Origin of the sequence: Asaia sp. BMEF1 (genome assembly GCF_051628905.1) — a bacterium.
Classification (GTDB): domain Bacteria; phylum Pseudomonadota; class Alphaproteobacteria; order Acetobacterales; family Acetobacteraceae; genus Asaia.
In genome coordinates this window covers 983718-1008485 of the sequence record NZ_CP157575.1, presented here as the reverse complement: position 1 = coordinate 1008485, position 24768 = coordinate 983718, and the positions used below count along the sequence as shown (strand labels likewise).

The 24768-nt window shown below is 59.6% G+C and carries 16 protein-coding genes; 10 read left to right on the top strand and 6 right to left on the bottom strand.

What is annotated here, in order from left to right; genetic code table 11:
• Positions 1-18 precede the first annotated feature (18 nt).
• The gene (locus ABHV46_RS04415; RefSeq protein WP_438383019.1) at positions 19-1896 is read left to right on the top strand and encodes a glycosyltransferase family 2 protein; all 1878 of its coding nucleotides are present in this window, start codon (positions 19-21) and stop codon (positions 1894-1896) included.
• Positions 1897-1908: 12 nt separating this feature from the next.
• Here ABHV46_RS04415 and ABHV46_RS04410 read toward each other — a convergent pair whose 3' ends face one another.
• Both ABHV46_RS04410 and ABHV46_RS04405 read right to left on the bottom strand, forming a co-directional pair.
• A complete protein-coding gene (locus ABHV46_RS04410; protein WP_438383018.1) occupies positions 1909-2472 on the bottom strand; it encodes a hypothetical protein in 564 nt (187 codons plus the stop codon).
• The gene (locus tag ABHV46_RS04405) at positions 2472-2798 is read right to left on the bottom strand and encodes an FYDLN acid domain-containing protein (RefSeq protein ID WP_336944862.1); all 327 of its coding nucleotides are present in this window, start codon (positions 2796-2798) and stop codon (positions 2472-2474) included. The genes ABHV46_RS04410 and ABHV46_RS04405 overlap by 1 nt, the downstream gene beginning before the upstream one ends.
• Before the next feature lie 182 nt (positions 2799-2980).
• On the opposite strand from ABHV46_RS04405, the gene aroA reads away from it, so the two are divergent.
• From aroA to ABHV46_RS04370, 7 genes are all read left to right on the top strand, one after another.
• Positions 2981-4324, top strand: coding sequence for a 3-phosphoshikimate 1-carboxyvinyltransferase (gene aroA / locus ABHV46_RS04400; RefSeq protein ID WP_438383016.1), 1344 nt, complete (start codon positions 2981-2983; stop codon positions 4322-4324).
• A complete protein-coding gene (gene cmk, locus ABHV46_RS04395; protein ID WP_438383014.1) occupies positions 4324-4956 on the top strand; it encodes a (d)CMP kinase in 633 nt (210 codons plus the stop codon). Before aroA ends, cmk begins: the two co-directional genes overlap by 1 nt.
• A gap of 333 nt (positions 4957-5289) precedes the next feature.
• Entirely contained in the window at positions 5290-6984 is a 1695-nt protein-coding gene (gene rpsA, locus ABHV46_RS04390; RefSeq protein WP_025884507.1) for a 30S ribosomal protein S1, read from the top strand.
• Positions 6985-7182: 198 nt separating this feature from the next.
• Positions 7183-10539: a glycosyltransferase family protein gene (locus tag ABHV46_RS04385; RefSeq protein WP_438383011.1), complete on the top strand. Its 3357-nt coding sequence runs from the start codon at positions 7183-7185 to the stop codon at positions 10537-10539.
• Positions 10540-10558: 19 nt separating this feature from the next.
• Positions 10559-13525, top strand: a complete 2967-nt coding sequence (locus tag ABHV46_RS04380; RefSeq protein ID WP_438383008.1) for a glycosyltransferase — start codon at positions 10559-10561, stop codon at positions 13523-13525.
• Between the two features lie 59 nt (positions 13526-13584).
• Positions 13585-14598, top strand: a complete 1014-nt coding sequence (locus ABHV46_RS04375; RefSeq protein ID WP_336944867.1) for a CgeB family protein — start codon at positions 13585-13587, stop codon at positions 14596-14598.
• A gap of 145 nt (positions 14599-14743) precedes the next feature.
• The gene (locus ABHV46_RS04370) at positions 14744-15628 is read left to right on the top strand and encodes a hypothetical protein (protein ID WP_438383005.1); all 885 of its coding nucleotides are present in this window, start codon (positions 14744-14746) and stop codon (positions 15626-15628) included.
• A gap of 4 nt (positions 15629-15632) precedes the next feature.
• Here ABHV46_RS04370 and ABHV46_RS04365 read toward each other — a convergent pair whose 3' ends face one another.
• The 4 genes from ABHV46_RS04365 to carA all read right to left on the bottom strand — a co-directional run bounded on the left by ABHV46_RS04365 (position 15633) and on the right by carA (position 22303).
• Positions 15633-16844: a threonine ammonia-lyase gene (locus ABHV46_RS04365; RefSeq protein ID WP_438383003.1), complete on the bottom strand. Its 1212-nt coding sequence runs from the start codon at positions 16842-16844 to the stop codon at positions 15633-15635.
• Positions 16845-16899: 55 nt separating this feature from the next.
• Positions 16900-17373 carry a transcription elongation factor GreA gene (gene greA / locus ABHV46_RS04360; RefSeq protein ID WP_025841509.1) on the bottom strand — a complete coding sequence of 158 codons (474 nt, stop codon included), beginning with the start codon at positions 17371-17373 and terminating at the stop codon, positions 16900-16902.
• Positions 17374-17692: 319 nt separating this feature from the next.
• Positions 17693-20947, bottom strand: coding sequence for a carbamoyl-phosphate synthase large subunit (carB, locus tag ABHV46_RS04355; RefSeq protein ID WP_438383001.1), 3255 nt, complete (start codon positions 20945-20947; stop codon positions 17693-17695).
• Between the two features lie 3 nt (positions 20948-20950).
• Entirely contained in the window at positions 20951-22303 is a 1353-nt protein-coding gene (gene carA / locus ABHV46_RS04350) for a glutamine-hydrolyzing carbamoyl-phosphate synthase small subunit (protein ID WP_438382999.1), read from the bottom strand.
• A 166-nt stretch (positions 22304-22469) separates the two neighbouring features.
• On the opposite strand from carA, the gene ABHV46_RS04345 reads away from it, so the two are divergent.
• Both ABHV46_RS04345 and dnaG read left to right on the top strand, forming a co-directional pair.
• Entirely contained in the window at positions 22470-22922 is a 453-nt protein-coding gene (locus ABHV46_RS04345; protein ID WP_438382997.1) for a GatB/YqeY domain-containing protein, read from the top strand.
• A gap of 14 nt (positions 22923-22936) precedes the next feature.
• Positions 22937-24745, top strand: a complete 1809-nt coding sequence (dnaG, locus tag ABHV46_RS04340) for a DNA primase (protein ID WP_438382995.1) — start codon at positions 22937-22939, stop codon at positions 24743-24745.
• The last annotated feature ends 23 nt before the right edge of the window (positions 24746-24768 follow it).

Genomic DNA, 24768 nt, shown 5'->3' with positions numbered 1-24768 from the left:
AAAGGTGGACCGGGCGAGATGGCCTCTTTTCAGTTGCGCATGGACAATGGCGCGCGTGTGACGTGCCGCGTCGCGAAAATCGTAACCGATCATCAGACCCTGCTCGATCTCGACCCGGATACGCAGGTTCTCGCCCATCGATCTGCAGATTTTCCGCGCGAGACCTTGGCGCTCAGATGGTCCTCAGCGCCCGGTTTTACGCTGCTTGTCGCCTCTGACGGCGCGTGGCCGGAAGCGCCGTCAGAGACGGGGCGCGGTGGCTGGTCGCCCGGTTTTATGCCGCTGAGCGTGGTGTCGCTTCCTGACGGCAAGGTGGCGCTGAAGCGCTATCGCGGGGCCTTTTTCCTGCGCGCTGAGATCGATACGGGCTGTATCTACGCTGACTGCCAGGTCATTTCGGGTTGGGAGCGTTTTGTGCAGGTGCCGGTCGGGGTCATGCCGGGCTCTTGTCTGCAGGATTTTGCCCTCCAGTTTGCTGCGCTTCTTGCCGGGCGCGATGAGCCGCTTCTCGTCCTGAAGGCGCTCGCGTCCTTCCCTGTCTCCTTTCAGCCGCGCCTGCTCGACATGCTGGGCGATTTTCTCGGTCCTGATGTTTTGAAGAGTTTCGCCGGTTTATTTACCTCGGCGCCAGAAGGCAGCGTCGCACAAAGATGTAGCGCGCTACTTGCATCTCTTCCTGCCAGCGGGTGGATCGCTGACGGTTTCAGACGGCTGCGGGAATGGCAGTCAGGCAGCTATTCTCCTTTCCAGTCGGCAGGTGCCTGTTACGATTTTTTGGGCTTCCAGGAAAATACGCGCCGGGACAGCCCCTATTCACACGGAGCCCGCCTTCTGAGCGCAGCGCGCCGCAATATTGCGCCGCGAAAGGCGCTCGCCCTCTTGGCAACGGCACGCGACGAGGGTGTCTATCTGCTTGAATGGATTGCCCATCATCGCCGCATCGGTGTGGAGCAGTTCTTCATCTACACCAATGATCTGACTGACGGGTCGGATGTGCTGCTACGCTGTCTTGCCGACGCGGGCGAAATTATCTGGATCGATAATAGCGGTGCGTCACCTGAGCGTATCAACATGCAGGACAAGGCCTATCATCACGCCCTGATGATTCTGCCCGAGATACTCGATTACCGCTGGTGCCTTGTGGTGGATCTGGACGAAGTCGTTCTTCCTGTAGCGGAAGTCGATTATTGTCTGCCTCCCCTGCTCGAGGCGAGGGAGCGCGAGGGCGCCGAGGCTGTGGCGATGTCGTGGCGGGTCTTCAATTCCAACGGCCATCTCACCTGGGCGCCTGGCTTGTCGGCCGAGCGTTTTGTCGCGACAGAAACGCATCCGCTCATCAAGACGGCATTTCGTACCAATCTGTTTTCAGGTGCTTCGGCGCATCACCCGTTATCGCGTGAGCGAGACGTCGTCACGTATATGACGATCGACGGTGAAAGACAGAAAAATGGTGATCTGGCCGATCACGATACCAATTTCGCGGCGCGGCCGACGGTCAATGCGTCGATATGTCATTACCATGTGCGTTCTCTGGAAGAATATGTCTGGAAGTTTGCGCGGGGTGAGAATGATGGCTCAGGTGTGCTGAAGCAGAAGCATTTCCGCTATAACAACCCCGGAATCTTCGATCTCTTCACGACCCGTTTCGAGGCGGCAGGAGATCAGCCGGTGCGCGTCCTGTCTGAAGATATCCATCGTGGTATCAGGCGGCTTCTCGGCCTGCCGGGCGTTGCAGAGGCCCAGGCGGAAATCGAGCGGCGCTTTCAGTCCCAGTCTCTTGCTTTTGTTGAGCAGAGCGCGCGTATCATGCGGCAGGACGACCGCATCGCGGCGGATGTGCGTGAAAAATGGTGCGCTCTAGTCGACGAGTGGCGTGTATTGCGCGCCGCCGAGTAGGGGGGAGAGGCGTTACGGTTTGGCTGTCCCGAACGTCGAAAAACCCGAAACGAGATAATTTTCTTCAACGATTGAAAACGGCAGGTTGTCGCTGCCTCGCCGAAGCAGCGCTCTGTTGCGTAGCAGGATACCGGGTGGGAGGTTCGTCATCTCACTCTTCAGCGGCTGGCGCGTGAAATGGAGCGGTGCGACGACATGGCCGAAGGGGCTTGTCGTCGTTTCGAGCGCTCTATTCATTTCAGGTGTCAGGCGCTCCGGTACATACCAGTTCCACGCATCCGAAAGCGCGAGATTGCCGCAGCGCAGACTGACATGGCGCGTGCGGATAGTCTCACCCTTCGTCAGGGTAAAAAACTCACGATGCGGCAGGGGGCGGGGGAGGCGTCCTGTGGGGAGGCTCACCGCTGCGATCTTCACGCCGGGGTAAAGGCGCTGGCAGTATTGCTGCAGCACCTCGGTGGCGCTTGCCCGAGCGTTGAGAGCGTGGCTCAGATGCAGTGCGGTTTCCGCCAGGGAGGGGGACGGTGCCATGCATAAAAGAAAAAAGCCGGTCAGACCGGCTTTTCTCGATAACATCAATTCTCGTTGTCGTCGTTGTCGGTGGTGACTTCGATTTCGGAGCCGAGATCGTCGTCATCATCGTCGAGATCCGACGCGTCTTCCATGACGTCGTCATCATCGTCATCATCCGAGTCCAGATCGACGTCGATATCTTCTTCGTCGCTCTTCGGAGCGTCTTTCGTCTGATCAGCAGGGATATCGTTGCCGCGCTTGGGCTGCGGCATATCGCTGGGCTGTTCTGCGCCACATTTCGGGCAAATCGCGGGAGCGCGATTCAGGTCGTAGAAACGCGCGCTGCAAGAGACGCACACGCGTTTCAGACCGAGTTCTGGTTTTGCCATGATGACTACCTGTCGATCCTGAACCGGTTGAAAAAGGAGAACGGCTTGCGCCGCGAAGCACGGGGCCATGCCAGCTTGCGTTCCCCATGTCAAATCCAACCTCGATTTTTGATGCTAAAACCACCCTGAAAACAGATCGCGGCGATTGACAGCCGCGGCGCTGCATCGGAATGAACGCTATCATGGAACATCATCCTTCTTCTCCCGTCATTCCCCTCTCTGTCGCGCGCAATCCGGGTCCGCTTCGCGGAACGATTCGCGTTCCTGGGGACAAATCCATCAGCCATCGTGCGCTGATGCTGGCCTCTCTCGCAGAGGGGCGTACCATCGTGACGGGACTGCTCGAAGGGGAGGACGTGCTGCGTACCGCAGATGCGATGCGCGCTCTTGGCGCCTCCATCACGCGCGAAGCCGATCGCTGGGTGATAGAGGGCAAGGGGGTCGGCGCGCTCAAGGAGCCGTCCGACGTGCTCGATATGGGTAATTCCGGCACGGCAGCGCGTCTGCTGTCGGGCATCCTGTCAAGCCACGCCATCACGAGCTTCATGACCGGCGATGCTAGCCTGCGCGGGCGCCCCATGCGCCGTGTCACCCAGCCGCTTGCCGGTAATGGTGCCTGTTTCGCAACGCGTCTTGGCGAGAAGCTGCCCATGGCGATTATCGGCACGGGTGAGGCAACGCCGCTCTCCTATTGTCTGCCGGTCGCTTCCGCTCAGGTGAAATCGGCCATTCTGCTCGCCGGTCTGAATGCCGAGGGCAAGACCCGTGTTGAAGAGCCGGTAGCAACGCGCGACCATACCGAAAACATGCTGCGTCACTTCGGTGTTGGCGTCGATGTCGGACTGACCCCGACAGGCGGTCGGATCATCACGCTGGAAGGCCGGGCGCGCCTTGTTGCGCGCGACGTGGTCGTGCCCGCCGATCCTTCCTCAGCAGCATTCCCCATTGTCGCGGCAAGCCTTGTGCCAGGATCAGAGATCCGTCTGCCGGGCGTCGGTCTCAACCCTCTGCGGACAGGGCTGTTCACGACGCTGCGTGAAATGGGAGCCGCGCTCGATATCGAGAATGAACGCATCGAGGGCGGCGAGCCCGTGGGCGATCTTGTGGTGCGTGGCGCAGCCCTGCGCGGTGTTGATGTGCCCGCCAATCGTGCGCCGTCCATGATCGACGAATATCCCGTGCTGGCGGTCGCATGCGCCTTCGCCAGCGGCACGTCGCGCCTGAGAGGGCTGGAAGAGCTGCGCGTCAAGGAAAGCGACAGGCTGTCTGCCACAGTGGCGTTGCTCAAGGCGAATGGCGCGGACGTGCGTGTCGAGGGCGATGACATGATCATCGACGGGCGTGGGAGCGCTGAAGGCCTCGGTGGCGGTCTTGTCGAAACACAGATGGATCATCGACTTGCCATGAGCGCGATCGTTTTCGGGCTCGCTGCCGAAAAACCGGTGATGGTCGACGATACCGGCTTTATCAATACGAGCTTCCCCGGCTTCGTGTCGCTCATGACAGCCCTCGGGGCAGTTCTCTGATGCGCCTCATTATTGCTGTCGACGGGCCTGCCGCTGCGGGAAAAGGCACGCTCGCCAAGGCGCTCGCTGCCGCGCTCGATCTGCCTCATCTGGACACGGGGCTTCTCTATCGTGCCGTGGCGCGTCAGATGATCCTTGCCGGATTGGACCCCGCGTCGGATGACGGCGAGAAGACCGCCCATGCGCTGCAGGCTGAAGACCTTCTGCGTAACGATCTGCGTGTGCCTGAGATCGATCGCGGGGCAAGTGCTGTCGCAACACAGACTCCCGTTCGTGCGGCGCTGCTGAAGCGTCAGCGCGAATTTGCCACGGCAAGTGGGGCAGTGATCGACGGACGCGATATTGGCACCGTGGTTTTTCCCGATGCCGATCTCAAGTTCTTCGTTACGGCAAGCGCCGCCGTGAGGGCCTTGCGTCGCTACCAGCAGATGCATGGCGTGGCCGATCCGGTTCAGACAGAACTGGAAGAACTGGCCGCAGAGATCGAGGCGCGCGATCGCAAGGATGCCGAGCGTCCTGTTTCGCCCTTGCGCAAGGCCGATGATGCGGTGCTGGTCGAGACCGACCATCTCGATGCCCAGGCCGTTCTGGCTCACGCACTCTCTGTCGTGCGAGCGCGCTTTCCCTCCTGAGCGCCAGATCCGGCGGGCCGTTAACTCACTGCCTGCCGGAAAGCCTCGCGGGTCCGTGCCGTTCCGAGCGCATTGCTGCGTGCATATCCAGCGTGGAATCGCCCTAAACCGCACGTGACCGGATGTTTTTATTGACAAGCACCCGGTCACGGGTGTCTGACGTCATTCAGCGTATTGTCCCCTGCGCTTGCTTGTTCCCGTCCCAGAGAACGAGCGCTTTTTTCTTTTGAAGGCTCATGGGTGGACCGACGTTCATGAGCACGCCGTCCGACCAGAGTGCCGGGCGCAGACATTGGCCCGATCGTCACGATCGGCCCAGGATTACGAAAACACATGGCTTCAGCCACCAACACCGTCGAAGACTTCGCAGCTCTTCTTGACGAGACCCTCGGCCAGGACACGGGCTTTGACGGCTCCGTCGTTACCGGTCGCGTTATCCGCCTGACGGATGAATTCGCGATCGTTGATGTCGGCCTCAAGAGCGAAGGCCGCGTCTCGCTCAAGGAATTCGGACCGCCGGGCGCTGCGCCTGACGTGCGTCCGGGCGACGTGATCGAGCTTTATGTCGAGCGCTACGAAGATCGTGACGGCTCCATCGTGCTGTCGCGCGAGAAGGCCCGTCGTGAAGAGGCATGGACCTCGCTCGAGCGCGCATTCGCGAACAACCAGCGCGTCAACGGCACGATCTATGGTCGCGTCAAGGGCGGCTTCACGGTTGATCTCGGCGGCGCCATGGCGTTCCTTCCGGGCAGCCAGGTCGATATCCGCCCCGTGCGCGATGTCGCTCCGCTCATGGGTCAGCCCCAGCCTTTCCAGATTCTCAAGATGGATCGCGCCCGTGGCAACATCGTTGTCTCGCGTCGTGCCGTTCTTGAAGAGACCCGTGCAGAGCAGCGTTCCGAGCTGATCCAGGGCCTGAAGGAAGGCATGATTCTCGATGGCGTGGTCAAGAACATCACCGATTACGGTGCGTTCGTTGATCTCGGCGGCGTCGATGGTCTCCTGCATGTCACCGACATTGCCTGGAAGCGCATCAACCACCCGTCCGAAGCCCTGCAGATCGGCATGCCGGTTCGCGTTCAGGTCATCCGCTTCAACTCCGACACGCAGCGTATCTCGCTGGGCATGAAGCAGCTTGAAGCTGATCCGTGGGAGAACGTGGCGATCAAGTATCCGCCGGGTGCTCGCTATTCGGGTCGCGTCACGAACATCACCGATTACGGTGCGTTCGTTGAGCTCGAGCCGGGCGTCGAAGGTCTGGTGCACGTTTCCGAGATGTCCTGGACGAAGAAGAACGTCCATCCGGGCAAGCTGGTCGCGACCTCGCAGGAAGTCGACGTCATGGTTCTCGACGTGGACAGCGCCAAGCGTCGTATCTCGCTCGGCCTCAAGCAGGTTCAGCGCAACCCGTGGGAGCAGTTCGCCGAAGAGCACAAGGTCGGTTCGACCATCGAAGGCGAAATCCGCAACATCACCGAATTCGGTCTGTTCGTGGGTCTTTCTGCCGATATCGACGGCATGGTGCACATGTCCGATCTCTCCTGGGACGAAGCCGGCGAAGCAGCCATGGCTAAGTTCGAGAAGGGTCAGGTCGTTCAGGCCAAGGTGCTCGACGTTGACGCCGAAAAGGAGCGCATCTCGCTCGGCATCAAGCAGCTGCAGGAAGATCCGGCAGCCGACACCCTGTCGCGCGTCCATAAGGGCGACATCGTGACCTGCCTCGTGACGTCGGTCCAGACCAACGGCATCGAAGTCAAGGTTGACGACGTTCTGACCGGCTTCATCCGTCGCGCCGAACTGGCTCGTGACAAGGCCGAGCAGCGCCCCGAGCGTTTCGCCGTTGGCGAGAAGGTCGATGCGAAGGTCGTTTCTGTCGATCGCGCTTCGCGCAAGCTGGCTCTGACCATCCGCGGCCGTGAGGTCGAGGAAGACAAGGCAGCGATCAATGAATACGGTTCGTCCGACAGCGGTGCATCGCTGGGTGACATTCTCGGTGCGGCGATCCGTCGTCGTAATACCGAAGTGTAATCAACAGTCATCTTGTTGAAACACTATGAAAGGGCTGCTTCGGCAGCCCTTTTATTTTTTGTTGTTGAATTGACAGGCAACTTAATCCGAAATTTGCCTCTGAAGACTTTTGCACCTCCAGTCTTTGGGTTAGATACGATCTGATCGGCAAGAGGGAATTGCCCCTACTTGTTGCAAGAATGCGGTGGCGGGGGCTTCATGGCTGTTATTTACAATACGAACTACACCCATAATCCCAACTCCTATCTGACCTTGGCGGTCGAGCGCGCGGCGCGTGCTCTTTTCGGCACAGATCAGGTTCTACTGGCCGATAACATGACGCTGGCCCAGGCTGCTGCTTCGGGCGAGCATGACACACTGATCTGCATCGACGGGCAGCGGATCAACATGCAGTTGATGCGTCGTATCCGCCCTGCCTTCAAGACGATGATCCTTTGGACGTTCGAAGATCCGTTCATGCGGGATTTCAATGTCGAGAATTCCAATCTTTTCGATTTCGTCTTCACGAACGACCCTTCCTGCGCGGATCATTATCGTGGCAAGGGGCATTATCTGCCCCTCGGCGCCAGCCGGACCATTCACCAGCGCGACGTGAAAGAGGGCGAGGCGCTCGATTACGATATCTTCTTCGCTGGCACGATGTGGCCGAACCGCGTTGAGACGTTGCGTCGAATCATCGCAGCCTTCCCGCAGGCCCGTCTGAAGCTGATCTGCCCCGGCAATGAATATCTGCCGCCTTTGCCGGCCGATCTGGCCGAGTTGGCGATTCAGCGCCCTGTCAGCCATGAGGCTTTTATCGATTTTGCCAATGCGAGCGCTGTCACGCTTACCATGTTCCGCGATTATGCCAGCCACGGCGATGTAAGCCAGGCAACGGCGCCGGGACCGCGCTTTTACGAACTGGCTCTCGCCGGTGCGGCCCAGGTGGTCGAGGCGCCCGAGAGTATGGACACCAAATATTTCGCCGAGATCGAGGGTACATTTCTCGCACGCGACATCGACGGTGTGGTGAGTTCCGTCGCAGCACTGCTCAATGATCGCGCCTTGCGCCGTAATATGGCACTCTCCGGCCAGAAATCTGTTCTGGAAGGGCATCTTTACGAGCATCGTCTGCGGAAGATGGCCGAGATCACCGGCGCCAATTTCGGTCGGGTCGTGCCTGGAACCGAGTTGCTACCCCGTCGCCGCCGCCTGCGCGTCCTGATGTGCACGCACTCCACCATTCATGAAGCGGCCTGGGGCGGTGTTGAGGTCTATCAGCAGACGCTTTGCTCAATGCTCGGTCGTGAAATCGAATTCTTCTACTGGCTGCGTCGCGGTACGCATTGCCGTCTGACCACGGCAAACGGGCAGGAAGTCGAGCGTTATGACGTGCCTGAAGTGGGCTGGATGGATGCGATGTGCGACGGGCCGGAAGAAATGGCCTTTTCGAACGCAATCAGCCAATACAATTTCGATATCGTTCACTTCCAGCATCTTGGCCATCATGCCCTGTCGCTACCGATCATTGCAAAGGCCTGTGGGGCTGGCGTGGTGTTCTCGGCCCATGATTTCTGGCTCATCTCGTCGCGCTACAATCTGCTCAATCAGGATCTGCGCTACATCGAAGATGAAGTGAAGTCGGTCGTGGCGAGCGATATCATTCTCAAGGTTGCTGAGAACATCGAGTATGGCGGCGAGCAGACACGGCGCGCTTTCATCGCAAAGATGCTGCATTCGGTCGATATGATCCTGTTCGGGACCAAGCATTCACGCAACCTTACCCATGAGATCTATCCAATTCTGGATCAGAAGCGCAGCCTGATCCTTGGCATTCCCTCGCCCGAAAACACGATCCCCATCGTCCCGAAGGCCTATGAGCCTCTGGGGGAGCGTCCGCTCAAGGTCGCGATTGTCGGTAATTTCCTGCGGACCAAGGGTGCCGACACGATCCTCAACCTGATCGAAATTGCCCATCCCGATCACATTGAATTTCATATTTTCGGCTATATCCATCCCGAATATGACGCGGTTATCAACGGCAAGCCACGCCCCAATGTGAAAGTCTACGGTCGCTACGATGCCGGCGATATCGCGGCCCTTCAGGTTGCCGATGTCGCGCTTAATCTCTCGATCTGGCCCGAGACCTATTGCATTTCGCTTTCCGAGGCCTGGCAGAACGGGTTGATCCCTATCGTGACGGACGTGGGTGCTCTCGGCGATCGTGTGGAAGACGGAGTCAACGGTTTCAAGGTGCCGATCGGTCGCGCCAATATGGTGCTCGAACGTCTTGAATTGCTTCGCTCTTCAGAAGGCATCCGTCGTTCGATCATGGGCAATATCTCGCCCGCACTCTGGACCCAGGCAGAGACCTACGCGAATGACATGCGGGCCGTCTATCGTGAGGCCGCTCCCATTCGTGAGCTCGGTACGGCCGAGATGCAGATCGATGCGGGGCAGGTGCATCTTCTGCCCCATGCCTCGTGGCGTCATCAGGCCCCGCCGCGCCATATTTTCGATCCGCCGACCATTCGGGATCTTTCTGTCGAACTGCCGGAGCCGGTTGCCGACTGGTTCTCGATCCAGGGCGCCGAGTACTATATCGACGATGTCTGCCACTTTGTTTTCGCCGAAAATGAGCCGGAAGATTTTGCTGGATCGTACGAATTCCATATTCGCGGATGGCATGTGCTGCCGGGCGTCAGTTCGGCCGGGTCGATCTACGCGGTGCTGATAGGTGACGACAAGACGCCGCTCGTCTTCCTGCCGTGCATACGTGAGGCGCGTGGCGACGTTCTATCGATCTATCCCAATGCCCCTCGTCGGTCGGGTTTTGCGGGTCAGGCAGCATTGCGCGGCAAATGGTGCGAGGGCACGTTCCGCGTCGGGCTGGTCAACGTGGTTAACGGCGTAGGGGCTTTCATGGTCACTTCTGTCGAGATTACGGTAAAGGATGGCAAGGTCAACGAAATCCAGGTCGAGCGTCCGTCGAATGACCGCATCATGCGCGATTTCGATCGCATCTCGCATGCCGATGGTCATCTGCGTGGCATCAAGTTGAGTCGCCTGCATCGTCACGCGCAGTATCATCAGGCTGAAAATGACTTCCAGCATTATATTGACTCGCTGAGCGGACTGATCGGCGATCCGGCGCCACTTCTGACAGATGACGGCAATCTGTTCATCCGCGGCTGGGGCTTTCTGCGCCAGCTCGAACGCGCGGGTACCATGTCTGTGGCGCTGATCGGTGGAGAGAAAAGCGAGGCATTCTTCTTCGCTCTCAACCGCTTCCTGCGCCATGACGTGAAGACCATTTTCCCTGATGCGCCGCTTTGTGTCGGGTTTGAGGGCTGGCTGTCCATTGCTTCGGGTTATGCGGCCGATATGAAAGGCGTTTACAGGCTCTGCCTCGTCAACACTGTCGGTGAGCAGATCGGGATCAAGGCTCTCGATGTTCTCGTGACTGTTTCAGGAGGGATCATCGCGTCGGTCGCCCATGCTGAGGTAGACGAGGCCGTCGTGGCGCAGGTGAATGCGACGATCGAGGCGAGCCTCGCGCCTGCGGTCATGGCTTGACGCCCAAAGAGACGTCCTGATGCATAGCGAGCGCAAGCCTAAATGGCAGGTCGTCGACGAGGCGTGGTATCTCGCGCAGTATCCGTTGGCAGCCGAGGAGATGGCTGCCAACGGATACTACGATGCGGCAGAGCATTATGAGGCTATAGGTAAGTCCTTCGGGTTTTCGCCGAACAGGTATTTCGATGAGACTTGGTACCGACAGGCCTATCCGGAGCTCTACGCAGAGATCTGCCGGGGCGAGCTAGCGTCGGGTTTTGACCATTATTGTGCCAAGGGCTACGCGACTCACGCGCCTCACTGGCTTTTTTCGGAAAGCTATTACCGCAGCCGTCACGCTTCACTGATATCGGAGGTGGTCGTCAGTGGAGTTTTCCTCAACGGCTATGATCACTTCCTTGAAACAGGCGATGTCGAGGGCTTGGCCGGGCACTGGTTTCTTGATCCTACCTGTCTGGCAGCCCTCACGGATCAACCGCAGCGCGAGATGATCGCAGGTAGCGGGGCGTTTCGTGTCGTTACCGAGCTGTCGCCGTCTATCGCCGATCAGAGCCGTCTTTCATGGTATTTCGATCCGATCTGGTATCGTGAGACCTATCCCGATGTGATGCGCGAGATCGCCGCGGGGCGTTATAGCTCTGTTCTACATCACTATCTGACTAACCAGACTCCGCGGCATTTCAATCCTCAGGCTCTTTTTGACGAGGGTTACTATATCCGCATCAATGGTGATGTGCTGCCAAGCATTGAGAACGGTTCTTTCAGGAACGCGTATGATCATTTCGTACGTTATGGTGCAGCGGAGGGACGCAGCCCGTTAGAGAATGCTGCGCTAAAGCCTTTCGGTGAGCGGCCGGATATTGCGGCGCTGGTCAAGGCGGGGCTTTATGACAGTTTATATGCCTGCTGGGTTGCACAGCGCGCACGCTATGGCGAGGGTGTCGATCTGCTCGCTGCGGATGAAAATCAGACACGTCGCTATTTCGAGGCTGAGGCGTTGCTCCAGCAGAAAATCGTCAGACGGGGCGGTCTGGAGTTTGCGTTTGATGGCGTGCCAGAGCTTTCGGTCATCATGGTTCTCCATGACAAATATGCTCTGTCATTGCAGGCTCTGGCTTCGTTGCGTGCGAATTATCAGGGCAGTATCCAGCTCATCCTTGTCGATTCCGCATCAAGCGATGAGACAACCCGGATCGAACAAGTCGTGCGCGGTGCTAGGGTGCTACGGTTCCGCTATAACGTAGGCTATCTCGACGGGTGTAACGAAGCACTGGCATATGTTACGGCGCCGGCTCTTCTCTATCTGAACAACGATCTGCGTCTTTATCCGAACGCCCTGCGCAACGCACTCGCTCGACTGCACAGCGCAGAAGATATAGCGGCTGTCGGTGCGAAACTTGTCCGAAGCAATATGTGGTTGCAAGAGGCAGGATCGATTATCTGGCGCGACGGGTCGACCTATGGCTATCGTCGTCAGGACAACCCTAATATTCCCGAGGCCAATTTCACACGTGATGTCGATTATTGTTCTGCAGCTTTTCTGCTTGTTCGAACTGCAACAGCGCGTGCACTCGGTGGCTTCGATCCACTCTACCGGCCGGCCTATTTCGAGGATACTGATCTCTGCTTGCGGATGATCCGCCTGGGTCAACGCGTGGTTTATGATCCGACGGTGATGGTTGAGCATCTCGAATTCGGTAGTTCGGGAACGGAGGGTTCCCGAGCGCAGATGGTCATCAATCATCGTGTTTTCGGGCGCCAGCATCAGGACTATCTTCGCAAGCAGTTGCCGGGACATCTGCGGAATGCAGTCTTGGCTCGCTCGCACCGCAGCACGCGTCGCAAGGTGCTTTTCATCGAGGACCGCATTCCCTTGCGTTCGCTCGGTTCAGGCTATGTGCGCTCGAACGATCTTGTATGGGCGATGAGCCAGCTTGGGCTACAGGTTACCGTTTTCCCGGTTTTGCCACGCGCGGCCAGTTATGCCGATCTCGCTGCCGATTTTCCTGACGATGTCGAATTGATGACCCGAAGCGATCTCTCGACTCTCAATCAGTTCATTGAGGAGCGCGCAGGGTATTACGATCTCATCTGGATTGGGCGGACGCATAATCTCGTCAGGCTTCTGCCGGTTCTTGCCGAACATAGCCGTCATCTCCCGGTCGAAAGCGTGATCCTTGATACAGAGGTAATCGCTGCGCCGAGAACCATCGAGAAGGCGCGGTTCCATCCCCCGGCCGAAAAGCTGGCACCTCTGGATGAGATGGTCGCAAGCGAGCTGGAATCGGCTCAGTATTGTCAGCAGATCGTTGTGGTTTCCGAACATGACGCTGCGCTTGTCAGGGACACGGGTTACGAGAATGTCGCTATACTAGGGCATTCCATATCTCTGCGACCGGGGCGGGAATCTTTCACCGAGCGACGTGATTTTCTCTTCGTTGGCGCGCTGCATGATGAGGATGCTCCCAATTTCGATAGTCTCTTCTGGCTCATTCATGATGTTTTGCCCGAGCTGGATGAGTATTTGCCTGAAGAGGTAAAGCTGACCGTTGCCGGTTTCGTGCATCCTTCGGTAGACGTGTCGACCCTGCGTGCCTCAAAACGTGTTAACTGGCTTGGTCCGGTCGATGACCTGACGGCGCTTTACGCAACCCACCGCTTGTTTATCGCCCCGACACGCTACGCAGGCGGGATTCCCTACAAGGTGCACGAGGCAGCTTCGTATGGTCTGCCTGTCATCGCAACCCGCCTTCTTGCAAAGCAGATGGGCTGGGCAGATGGGTATGAGCTCGTCAGCGCCTCTTCGGAAGATCCCATCGCGTTCGCACTCGCCATGGCGGAGACTTACGAAAATGAGGAAAAATGGAGAATGATCCGTTCAGGCGCCCTTAGGGCTGTAGAGCGCGACTGCGACCCTGCACGCTTCAAAGCGGGGTTGGGAAGGATTATCGATGACAGTGTGGCCTCTATCATCGGCCATATCTGATATCAGGCTGGGCGGGGCCGAGGGCCAGCCTCATTACTAGAGAAACGGATTGAGAGACCATGTCAGCAGGTAAGAAAAACGTAAAATCCCGGGCCGCTGGCACGACTCAGCGTGTGCTCATCTGTAGCGGCGGTCGTTACGAGTCTCAGGCCAATGCGCAGATCCGTGAATCGATCATGGATGGCTGGGCTGAGTGCTTCGGTGAAGAGAACGTCATTGCCGTACATATCAGCGGTGCCGCTGCCTCGATCGAGCAACTGAAGCCGACCATCGTTTTTGCGATCGGTTCGTACCTGCCAGAAAGTACCTATTTCGGCGAAGTTTGCCGCGAAGCCAAGAAAATCGGCGCGATTACCGTGTTCTGGGCCACAGAAGACCCCTATGAGCAGGACGCGAATTACCGGATCACCGATGATTTCGACGTGATTTTTTCCTGCGATCGCTGGGGCCATAATTTCTATCAGCGTGAGCGGGTCTTCCATCTGCCGCTCGCTGCGAGCCGCAAGCTGCATTATGCGCCAATCGAGAAAGAGGTGGAGAAATCCATCGACGTGCTTTTCTGCGGTGTGGCGTTCACGAGCCGCAAGGATATCGTGCGCAATCTGATGCCGACCCTGCGTAATCTGAACGTCAAGATCATCGGTCCGGGCTGGGGTGAGTTCGGCATCGGCTTTTCAGATGCCCGCATCGAAAAATCCCAGCTCATCGAGCTGTACCGCCGCTCGAAGCTGGTGCTGAATCTTGGGCGCTCGCTGCATTTCGAAAACAAGCGTTTCATGATCGCCCCCTCGACACCCGGTCCACGCACCTTCGAGGCGGCCGCTGCCGGGGCGTTTCAGGTGTTCCACGAAGACACCTATGAGCTTCGCCGCTATTTCACGGCGGAGGAGATTCCGACCTTCTCCAACAAGATCGATTTCGACCGTATCGTGGCACGTTATATCGACGACACACCGCTTTGCATCGAAATGGCGCGCCGCGCCCAGGCGCGCACGATGAACGAGCATACCTACGGTCATCGCATTCGCGCCGCCATTGAGGTGCTCAAGAGTGAAGGCTTCCTCGAGGGCTGAGCCCTCAGGCCGTTTTGCTTCTGTCCGTAAGGGCTTCCTGACGGCAGAAGTGAAGCAATGATTTCGATTAATTTATACCTGACATTCGTAACTGCGCAGTAACGTCGATTTTCCCTGTTCGAGGAGGATCGACGTAATGCGACTGATGAGCCGTTTGTTTGTCGGTGCGGCAGGCCTTGTGATTTTGTGTTCCGGTGCGCCTCAATCCGTGGCGCAGGAAAATTACACGGTCCACGGCATGAGCCGTGAAGCGCTTGAGGACCATATCGATGCCGAACTTGGTGAACGTCAGTTCGACACCATGCCGCGCTGGCACGGGAGTGTCTGCGTGGATATTCACGGCATTCAGGATCAGTTCGCCTCGACGGTTTTTGACCATTTGCAGTCGGTTGGCAAAAGCCTTGGGCTACAGGTCAGCAGGAACTGCAGGGACCCTCGGCTATTCGTGTTCTTCACCGATCAGTCCGACGCGCTCGCAGCGAAGATCGAGCAGCTCAACCCGACTCTCTTTGTCGGTCTCGACACCTCGGATGTCTTCCATGAAAACAAGGTCGCGGCGACGCCAGACGAAATCCGCGAATTTCTGAGACCACGAGCTGTACGCTGGCTGACCTCCTCGGCCATGCGTATTGCTGATGATGCGCCGCCGATCGTCATGCCTGGGTCCGTAGGAAATATCTACGCCACGCAGGGTTACGCTTCTTTTCTCTCCAATGAACAGACACGACGGGACACCCAGATCGTTCTGATTATTGTCGATATCAACCGATTGAATAACGAGCCATGGGGCATGCTGAACGAATTGCTGTCTGTCGTCGCTTTTGCCGGGCCCCATTTGCGGACCGGGTACGATGGAGCAAGCGTGCTGCGTTTCACCGAGCCGCTTGTTCTACAAGGCCCGACCGGGCCTATGACGCCCTACGACAAATCCCTGCTGAGCGCTCTCTACGCCTTGCCCGAGGGGTATAGCCGATCGGACGCTGTCGACTGGATGGCCGATAACTTTCCAGCTGCAAGCCGCTCGCGCTGAGGGCTTAGCCGCGTGTCAGGTGATAATGGCTGCGTAGATCGGCTTCGATCTCGTCGGCATGGGCGCTATCTCGTGCCTCGATCATGATTTCGAGTTCGGCAGTCTGGACGGATGGCGCCGCGAAAAGCCGTTTGTGTGACACCTCGATGATATTGCCCCCTGCGTTTCCGATACGCGTCGAGATATCGGCCAGTACGCCTGGACGATCCGGAATCTGCAAGATGAGCGACAAAAGCCGTCCGTCTCGTCGCAAGGCACGCAGCAGCGTATTGGCGAAAATGCGTGTGCCGATATTGCCGCCCGTGATCGGTAACGCCACGCGCTTGCCTGCGAAGATTTCGGGGTGGGTCATCACAGCCGCCAGCGCCGCGGCCCCGGCGCCTTCCGAGACCTGCTTGGCCTGTTCTGCCAGATGCGCAATGGCTGACTCGACCTGAAGTTCTGTCACGACAAGCACGCGGTCAAGCAGAGGGCCGACAGCCTCCAAGCACTGATTGCCGACCTGCATGACGGCAATCCCCTCGGCGATGGTCGAGCCGCCGCGTGCCGCTACAGCCGCCTCCGGGAAGGCGGAAAGCGAGGCATGGCTTTCCACCTGAACACCGATGACTTTCGTAGCGGGGCTGAGTGATGCCGCTGCGATGGCGGAGCCGCTGATCAACCCGCCGCCGCCGATGGGAAGCACCAGATAATCCAGCGCCGGGCTGTCTTCTATCAGTTCGACGGCGAAAGTACCCTGACCCGCCATGACGGCAACATCGTTGAAGGGATGGACCAGCACCAGACCTTCGCGCGCGCGCAGCACTTCAGCGACCTTCGAGGCCTCGGCGAAATCCTCACCTTCTGTGACGACACGTGCGCCCCAGCCTCGCGTGCGTTCTACCTTGGCCGAAGGCGTGTGGCGCGGCATGACGATGGTGGCGTCAATGCCCAGCAGGCTGGCATGACGCGCCACGCCTTGGGAATGATTGCCAGCCGAAACCGCAATCACACCGCGTTTCTTCTCTTCCTCACTCAACAGCGCGAGCTTATTGGCAGCGCCGCGTTCCTTGAATGAGGCAACAGCCTGAAGATTCTCCAGCTTCAGCCAGATATCCGCGCCCGTCATTTTCGAAAGCGCGGCGCATCGAATGCTTGGCGTGCGAACGATATAAGGAGCGATCCGCTCATGGGCGGCAAGGATATCGGCGAAAGTGAGAGAATGAACTTCGGACACGTTCTTCTTTTCGTGTTAGCGGGCCTTGTCGGCCCGCCCGGTTTCAGGTCGCGATTTACTTATAGGTGACGGTCAGGATCTCGTAGCTCTTGTCGCCGCCTGGCGTCGGCACGGTAACGCTGTCACCAACCGACTTGCCGATCAGCGCCTTGGCCAGCGGCGAGGAGACGGAAAGGCGGCCGAGCTTGATATCGGCCTCGTGCATGCCGACGATCTGATAACCGCTTTCCTTATCGGTTTCCTCATCCACCAGCTCGATGTGCGCGCCGAATTTCACCATGTCGCCGGAGAGCTGCGACGGATCGATGACTTCGGCTGTGGAAATGATTTCCTCAAGCTCGAGTACGCGCCCTTCGATAAAGGACTGGCGGTCCCGGGCCGCGTGATATTCGGCGTTTTCCGACAGATCGCCGTGAGCGCGGGCCTCCGCGATGGCGCGAATGACGGCCGGGCGGTCTTCGCTCTTCAGCCGACGCAGTTCATCTTCTAGACGGGTCAAACCTTCACCGGTCATCGGAATCTTCTGCACAGCGCATTCCCCAAAACGAGTTCAGCCCGCGCGCAAAGCCTCTGGAACACCCTGTCCCGAGGCCCTGCACGGGGCATAACCGGGCATGAGACAATCCCAGCCCGCAAATTGATCATTTAAGCTAGGTCTTCCGGGGGGCAAGTTCAAGGTAAGCCGAGGGTTCTGCCTTGGTTTTATGCAGAATTGATCGGGGATTACCGATCTTGCCTCAGGGCTCTGCCCTGAAACCCGTCAAAGGGCCGTCGCCCTTTGTAAACCCATTTGAGGGGATGAAAGGGGCTAGCCCCTTTCCGGGGAGCGGGGCAGAGCCCCGTCTCTCTTAGAATTCCCGTTTGAAGTAAGACTGCAACGGCGCAACGTCGAGCCCGCCATCCTTGATGGCCGAGATGGCGTAGATCGCGGCGCGGGCGCCTGCCAGGGTGGTGAAATGCGGCACGCCGCCGAGCAGGGATGAGCGACGGATATCGAAGCTGTCACGCACCGCCTGCGAACCCTGCGCCGTGTTGATCACGAGCTGGACATCGCCGGAGCGGATGGCATCCACACAGTTCGGGCGGCCTTCCAGCACCTTGTTGACGCGCTTGACGGCGATACCGGCTTCTTCGAGGCGGGCAGCAGTGCCGCGCGTGGCCATAATGCTGAAGCCCATCTCGATCAGCTTGCGACCGAGTGCCTGAACCTGGGTCTTGTGGCCGTCACGCACCGAGAGCAGCACTGTGCCAGCCTGCGGCAGAACGACGCCTGCGGCGAGCTGGGATTTGGCGAAAGCGCGTTCGAAGCTGCTGTCGAGACCGATAACTTCACCCGTAGAGCGCATTTCCGGGCCGAGAATGGTGTCGGTGTCGGCAAAGCGATGGAACGGGAAAACGGCTTCCTTGACCGCCACATGCGGGGCGATGGCGTCGCCATCGAGCTTGAAGCTCGACAGTTTGGCGCCAGCCATGACGCAGGCGCCGATCTTGGCGACAGGAACCCCGGTCGCCTTGGCAACGAAGGGCACCGTGCGCGAGGCGCGCGGGTTCACTTCGAGCACGAACACCTCGTGGTCCTTGATGGCGTATTGCACGTTCATCAACCCGACAATGCCGAGCTCGCGCGCCATGGCTTCGGTCTGGGCCTTCAGCTCGGTCACGATGGCCGGCGACAGGGTATAGGGCGGCAGCGAGCAGGCAGAGTCACCGGAATGGATACCGGCTTCTTCGATATGCTCCATCACGCCAGCCACATAGACATCCTGACCGTCGCAGATACAGTCGACATCGGCTTCAATGGCGTCGTTCAGATAGCGATCGAGCAGGATCGGGCCGGAGGACACTTCGGCACCGGCCAGAACCAGCGTGTTGCGCAGATAGCGTTGCAGACCGGCCGGGTCGTACACGATCTCCATGGCGCGACCGCCGAGAACATAGGACGGGCGCACCACAACCGGATAGCCGACCTTTTCGGCCACGGCTTCGGCTTCACCCGGCGTGCGGGCGATGCCGTTTTCCGGCTGACGCAGGCCGAGCTTGCGCAGCAGGGCCTGGAAGCGCTCGCGATCTTCGGCACGGTCGATGGCGTCTGCCGGGGTGCCGAGCAGCGGGATACCGGCTGCTTCGAGCGCGCGTGACAGCTTGAGCGGGGTCTGGCCGCCATACTGAACGATACAGCCCAAAATCTCGCCATTGGCCTGCTCGGTACGGATGAGAGAGATCACATCCTCATCGGTCAGGGGCTCGAAATAGAGGCGATCCGAGGTGTCGTAATCGGTCGAGACGGTCTCGGGGTTGCAATTGACCATAATGGTCTCGAACCCGGCTTCGCGCAGCGCATAGGCCGCATGCACACAGCAATAATCGAATTCGATGCCCTGGCCGATGCGGTTCGGTCCGCCGCCGAGAATGACGATCTTCTTGCGGTCGGTCGGACGGCTCTCGCATTCCGGAACGCCGAACCCGCCCTCATAGGTCGAATAGAGATAGGGCGTATCGGAGGCGAATTCGCCTGCGCAGGTATCGATGCGCTTATACGCGGGCGTTACGGCGAGCTTGAGGCGGAAGGCAGTGACTTCGTCGATGCTCTGACCCGTCAGGCGGGCAAGCTGGCGATCGGAGAAGCCCTGTGCCTTGATGCGGCGCAGGTTGCGGGCATCCTTGGGCAGGCCATTGGCAGCAATCTCGTTTTCGGAGACGACGATGTCATGAAGCTGGCGCAGGAACCACGGCTCGAAACGGCAGGAGGCGTTGATGTCCTCCAGTGAAAGTCCGGCGCGCATGGCCTGTGCGGCCATGAGAATACGCTCGGGGCGTGGCTCGGAAAGGGCAGCGCGGTAGGCGTCAAGAGAGCCGTCACCCGGGGCTTCGACGGGGTCGAGGCCTGTCAGACCTGTCTCCATCGAACGCAGACCCTTTTGCAGCGCCTCGGCGAAAGACCGACCGACAGACATCGCCTCGCCAACAGACTTCATCGAAGTCGAGAGCAGGGCAGGGGCGCCGGGGAATTTCTCGAAGGTGAAGCGCGGGATCTTAACGACGACATAGTCGATGGTCGGCTCGAAGCTGGCGGGCGTCGTGCCTGTGATGTCGTTGGCAAGCTCGTCCAGCGTATAGCCGACTGCCAGCTTTGCCGCGATCTTGGCGATGGGGAAGCCGGTCGCCTTGGAGGCAAGCGCCGAGGAGCGCGAGACGCGCGGGTTCATTTCGATGACGACGATACGGCCATCATCGGGATTGATGCCGAACTGTACGTTCGACCCGCCGGTCTCGACACCGATCTTGCGCAGGCAGGCGATCGAGATGTCGCGAAGGTTCTGGAATTCCTTGTCGGTCAGCGTCAGCGCCGGGGCGACGGTGATGGAATCGCCCGTATGCACGCCCATCGGGTCGATGTTTTCGATGGAGCAGACGATGATGCAGTTATCCGCCTTGTCGCGGACGACCTCCATCTCGAATTCCTTCCAGCCCAGCACGGATTCTTCAATCAGAACTTCGGTGGTGGGGGATGCATCGAGACCGCCAGCGACGATCTGGTCGAATTCCTCGCGGTTATAGGCAATGCCGCCACCGGCACCGCCCATGGTGAAGGACGGGCGGATGATCGCGGGCAGACCCACGGTTTCAAGCGCAGCGCGGGCCTCTTCGAGCGTGTGGGCGATGGTGCTACGCGGCGATTCAACGCCGATCTCGTCCATGGCCTCGCGGAATTTCTGACGGTCTTCGGCGCGGTCGATGACTTCGGCATTGGCGCCGATAAGCTCGACATTATGCTTTTTCAGAAAGCCCGATTTGTCGAGCGCCATGGCGGCGTTCAGGGCCGTCTGGCCACCCATGGTGGGCAGAACCGCGTCTGGCTTTTCCTTGAGAATGATGCGCTCGACGAATTCCGGGGTGATCGGCTCGACATAGGTGGCATCGGCTAGACCCGGATCGGTCATGATCGTTGCCGGGTTCGAGTTGATGAGGATGACTCGATAGCCCTCCTCTTTCAGCGCCTTGCAGGCCTGCGTGCCTGAATAGTCGAATTCGCAGGCCTGACCGATGACGATAGGGCCAGCGCCGATGATGAGGATCGACGAGATGTCTGTACGTTTCGGCATGGGTCAGGCTGCCTTCTTGTCCATGAGGGCGACAAAGCGCTCGAAAAGATAGAATGAATCGGACGGTCCGGGGCTCGCCTCGGGATGATACTGTACCGAGAACGCATCCAGCTTCGTGCTGCGAATGCCTTCATTCGAGCCGTCGAACAGGCTGGTATGGGTGATGATCACGTCTTCGGGCAGGGATTTGTCATCTACGGCAAAGCCGTGATTCTGGCTGGTGATTTCCACGCGGCCCGAAGCGAGATCCTTGACCGGCTGGTTGGCACCACGATGGCCGCGCTCAAGCTTGTAGGTCTTCGCGCCCAGTGCCTGTGCCAGAAGCTGATGGCCGAGGCAGATGCCGAAAACCGGCACATTGGCAGCGAGCACGCCCTTGATCGCGGGCACGGCATAAACGCCAGTCGCAGCCGGATCGCCGGGGCCATTGGAAAGGAAGACGCCCTCAGGGTTGTGACGCAGAATCTCTTCAGCCGTGGCCGTGGCGGGCACGACGGTCACATCGCAACCAGCGGTCACGAGGCAGCGCAGGATGTTGCGCTTAGCACCATAATCGACGGCCACCACCCGGCGGCGCGTGCTGCGCTCTGCGACGGGTTTCTGCCAGACGCCGAGATCCCAGGTATAGCTCTGGGTGCAGGTCACATCCTTGGCCAGATCCATCCCCTCAAGGCCCGGCCAGGAGGCAGCCTGGGCACTCAGGGCGGCCAGGTCGAACTGGCCATCCTTCGGGAAGGCCAGCACGGCGGTCTGCGGGCCGCCATCGCGCAGGCGACGGGTAATGAGGCGCGTATCGATGCCTGCAATGCCCGGCAGGTTCTGGCCGATCATCCACTGGGCGAATTTCTGGGTCGAGCGCCAGTTGGCGGGCAGGGTGACGTCTTCCTTCACCACCACGCCGCGCGCGGCGACGCGCTGGGCTTCGTCATCTTCCGCATTGGTGCCGACATTGCCGATATGCGGAAAGGTAAAGGTCACGATCTGTCCGGCGAAGGACGGATCGGTGAGCGTCTCCTGATAGCCAGTCATGCCGGTGTTGAAGCATAGCTCGCCAATGGCGGCGCCATCGGTATGGGCGCCGAAGCCGACACCCCAGAGAATTGTCCCGTCAGCAAGAACGAGGGCGGCATTGGCGCCTTCAGGGCAGGTATCGGTCATGGTCGGGGTCTCCTCCTGAGGCGTCTGCGGATCGAGGTCAGAGAGAGTGATGCCGGGCAGGCGCAGCAGCGCCGCCCAATGCTTGCCGGGAATGGCGCGCGACTGGCGCCATTTGCGAATGGCCTCGGTGCCGACGCCGGTCAGGCTGGCCAACGCCTCGGCGCCGCCTGCCTTCTCGATGATCTCTTCGATATCCATACCCGTCTCCCTTGCATCCTTTTCCACTCGGACGCGCGCGTGGTTGGTGCTAGATAAGCCTTTGAGACGGGATTGGGAAGTTTTTTCCCACTCTCAACCGCCACTCGATATGTGGGAAAAATATTCCCGATCTCGTGTGGTGCAGGTCAGGAAAAGGAAAAAGACAATGTCCCTGAGAGAACAGATCTCGACCGATCTCAAGACCGCCATGAAGGCGAAGGAAATGGATCGTGTCGCGCAGATTCGCGGCATCACCGCCCGTATCAAGGACCTCGACGTCGCGGCGCGCGCCAATGGCAAGGAGATCGGGGATGAGGATATTCTCCCGATGCTGCGCAGCATGATCAAGTCGCGCACCGAGTCCGCCACAATGTATCGCGAGGGCGGCCGCCCCGAACTGGCAGAGAAGGAAGAGGCCGAGATTGCGACGATCAAGGCCTATCTCCCGCCCGAAATGGACGAGGCCACGCTGACTGCCGAAATCGATGCAGCCATTGCCGAGGCCGGTGCCACCAGCATGAAGGAAATGGGCAAGGTCATGGCCGTGCTCAAGGCCAAGTTCGGCAGCGCGCTCGATATGGGCCGCGTGAATCCGGTCGTCAAAGCCCGCCTGTCCTGAGGTCGGGCTGAGAGATGGCGTTCGACCCCGGCTTTCTCGACGAGCTGCGCGCCCGCACCCCGATCGCTGCGGTGGTCGGGCGGCGGACGAAGCTCAGCCGCTCGGGCCGTAACTGGAAGGCGTGCTGCCCCTTCCATGGAGAAAAGACACCGTCTTTCTACGTTTATGACGACCATTTTCACTGCTTTGGCTGCGGTGTGCATGGCGATGTCATTTCCTTCGTCATGCAGAGCGAGGGGCGCAGCTTCCCCGAAGCTGTGGAGCAACTCGCCAACGAGGCGGGGCTCGACATGCCTCGTCAAGACCCGCGTCAGGAGGCGCGTGCGCAGGAGGCGCGTTCGCTCGGCGATGTGCTCGAAGCCGTTCAGGCAGTTTATCGTCAGGCGCTTTTCCAGCCTGCCGGGCGTCAGGCACTGGCCTATCTTCGTCGGCGCGGATTGTCGGATGCGACCATCGAGCGTTTCGGCCTCGGCTGGGCGGGTGAGGGGCGAGGGGCGCTGGCCGAGGCGCTGCGCGGTCAGAACATCACGCCGGAGCAACTGGTTCAGGCCGGGCTCATGCGCGTGGATGAGCGCGGTGCGCCAAGGGGCGAGTTGTTCTTCTCTCGCGTCATGTTTCCGATACGCGACCGGCGCGGCAGGTTGATCTCGTTCGGTGGCCGCACGCTTGGCGACGCCCAGCCGAAATATGTGAATGGCCCGGAGACGGCGCTCTTCTCCAAGCGGCGGGCGCTTTACAACCTCGATCTTGCCCGTGCTGCCTTGCGTGACCCAGCGCAGAAGCTGATCGTGGTCGAGGGGTATATGGATGTCATCGCCCTGGCCCAGGCGGGTTTCGAGGCGGCCGTGGCGCCGCTCGGAACGGCTATGGGGGCAGAGCAGCTCGAACTGCTCTGGCGCGAAGCCTCTCATCCGATCCTTTGTCTCGATGGCGATGCTGCCGGTGCGCGCGCGGCGTTGCGTGTGGCCGAATTGGCCCTGCCGCTGCTTACGCATGAGCGCAGTCTCAATTTCTGTCGTCTCGACCCCAAAGACGACCCGGATAGTCTGATCCGTCGCGAGGGGCCTCAGGCGATGGCGCGGGTGCTCGACGGCGCGTCGTCTCTGGCCGATGAGCTTTTCCAACTCATGATGGCTGGCGTACAGCAGGATGTTCCCGAGCAGCGCGCAGCGCTGAAAAAACGTCTCGAGGCGTCTGCCGCACTGATTGCCGACAAGGACCTCGCTTCGGAATATCGTCGCGCGTTGATGGAGCGTTTCTTTGCCTCCTCGCGCCGTGGTGGGCGCAATGGAGCGACCAAGCCGCGCGATGCGAAGGCCAAGCTGCGCGGTGGGGCGATCGATACGGGGGCCTTGGAGCGATTGCGTCTTCTGACGGTGCTTGTTTTGCGCTCACCGTCGCTCCTGCCGGAAATCGAGGATCAATATGGTCGCCTCGAGTTCCCTTCGCCGCTCGATGAGATACGGGACACGATCCTGGACTGGTTCGCTGAATTGACCTCTGAGGAGGGGCTGACGTCAGAATCCTGTCTGGAGGCCCTGGAGGTGGGCGGGCTGGGCGACGAGGCGCGTAGCCTGCTCCATAATGGACTCGTGCCTGCCTCGCAGGCGGACCGCAACAGCCTGTTCTCGCTCGAACCTATTCAGCAATGGTGGCATTTCTTCGGGTTGGTGAACTTCCCTGCTTTTGTGCGCGAGGTCGAGCAGGACATGCAGGCGGCACTCGCCAACCCGTCTCTCGAGGGGCTGCCGGAGGCTCTGCTGGTGCGTTTGCGCACGCTCGATCGTCTGCGGCGCGGGGAGGAAAGTGACGATGAGGCGTGACGCTGGATGTCAACGGGAGATGA

Bases quoted from the DNA above. Each gene is read 5' to 3' on its own strand.
- carB (WP_438383001.1), bottom strand. From the start codon at position 20,947: ATGCCGAAACGTACAGACATCTCGTCGATCCTCATCATCGGCGCTGGC.
- ABHV46_RS04370 (WP_438383005.1), top strand. From the start codon at position 14,744: ATGAGCCGTTTGTTTGTCGGTGCGGCAGGCCTTGTGATTTTGTGTTCC.
- cmk (WP_438383014.1), top strand. From the start codon at position 4,324: ATGCGCCTCATTATTGCTGTCGACGGGCCTGCCGCTGCGGGAAAAGGC.
- rpsA (WP_025884507.1), top strand. From the start codon at position 5,290: ATGGCTTCAGCCACCAACACCGTCGAAGACTTCGCAGCTCTTCTTGAC.
- ABHV46_RS04345 (WP_438382997.1), top strand. From the start codon at position 22,470: ATGTCCCTGAGAGAACAGATCTCGACCGATCTCAAGACCGCCATGAAG.
- aroA (WP_438383016.1), top strand. From the start codon at position 2,981: ATGGAACATCATCCTTCTTCTCCCGTCATTCCCCTCTCTGTCGCGCGC.
- ABHV46_RS04410 (WP_438383018.1), bottom strand. From the start codon at position 2,472: ATGTTATCGAGAAAAGCCGGTCTGACCGGCTTTTTTCTTTTATGCATG.
- ABHV46_RS04380 (WP_438383008.1), top strand. From the start codon at position 10,559: ATGCATAGCGAGCGCAAGCCTAAATGGCAGGTCGTCGACGAGGCGTGG.
- dnaG (WP_438382995.1), top strand. From the start codon at position 22,937: ATGGCGTTCGACCCCGGCTTTCTCGACGAGCTGCGCGCCCGCACCCCG.
- ABHV46_RS04385 (WP_438383011.1), top strand. From the start codon at position 7,183: ATGGCTGTTATTTACAATACGAACTACACCCATAATCCCAACTCCTAT.
- carA (WP_438382999.1), bottom strand. From the start codon at position 22,303: ATGGATATCGAAGAGATCATCGAGAAGGCAGGCGGCGCCGAGGCGTTG.
- ABHV46_RS04375 (WP_336944867.1), top strand. From the start codon at position 13,585: ATGTCAGCAGGTAAGAAAAACGTAAAATCCCGGGCCGCTGGCACGACT.
- ABHV46_RS04415 (WP_438383019.1), top strand. From the start codon at position 19: ATGGCCTCTTTTCAGTTGCGCATGGACAATGGCGCGCGTGTGACGTGC.
- ABHV46_RS04405 (WP_336944862.1), bottom strand. From the start codon at position 2,798: ATGGCAAAACCAGAACTCGGTCTGAAACGCGTGTGCGTCTCTTGCAGC.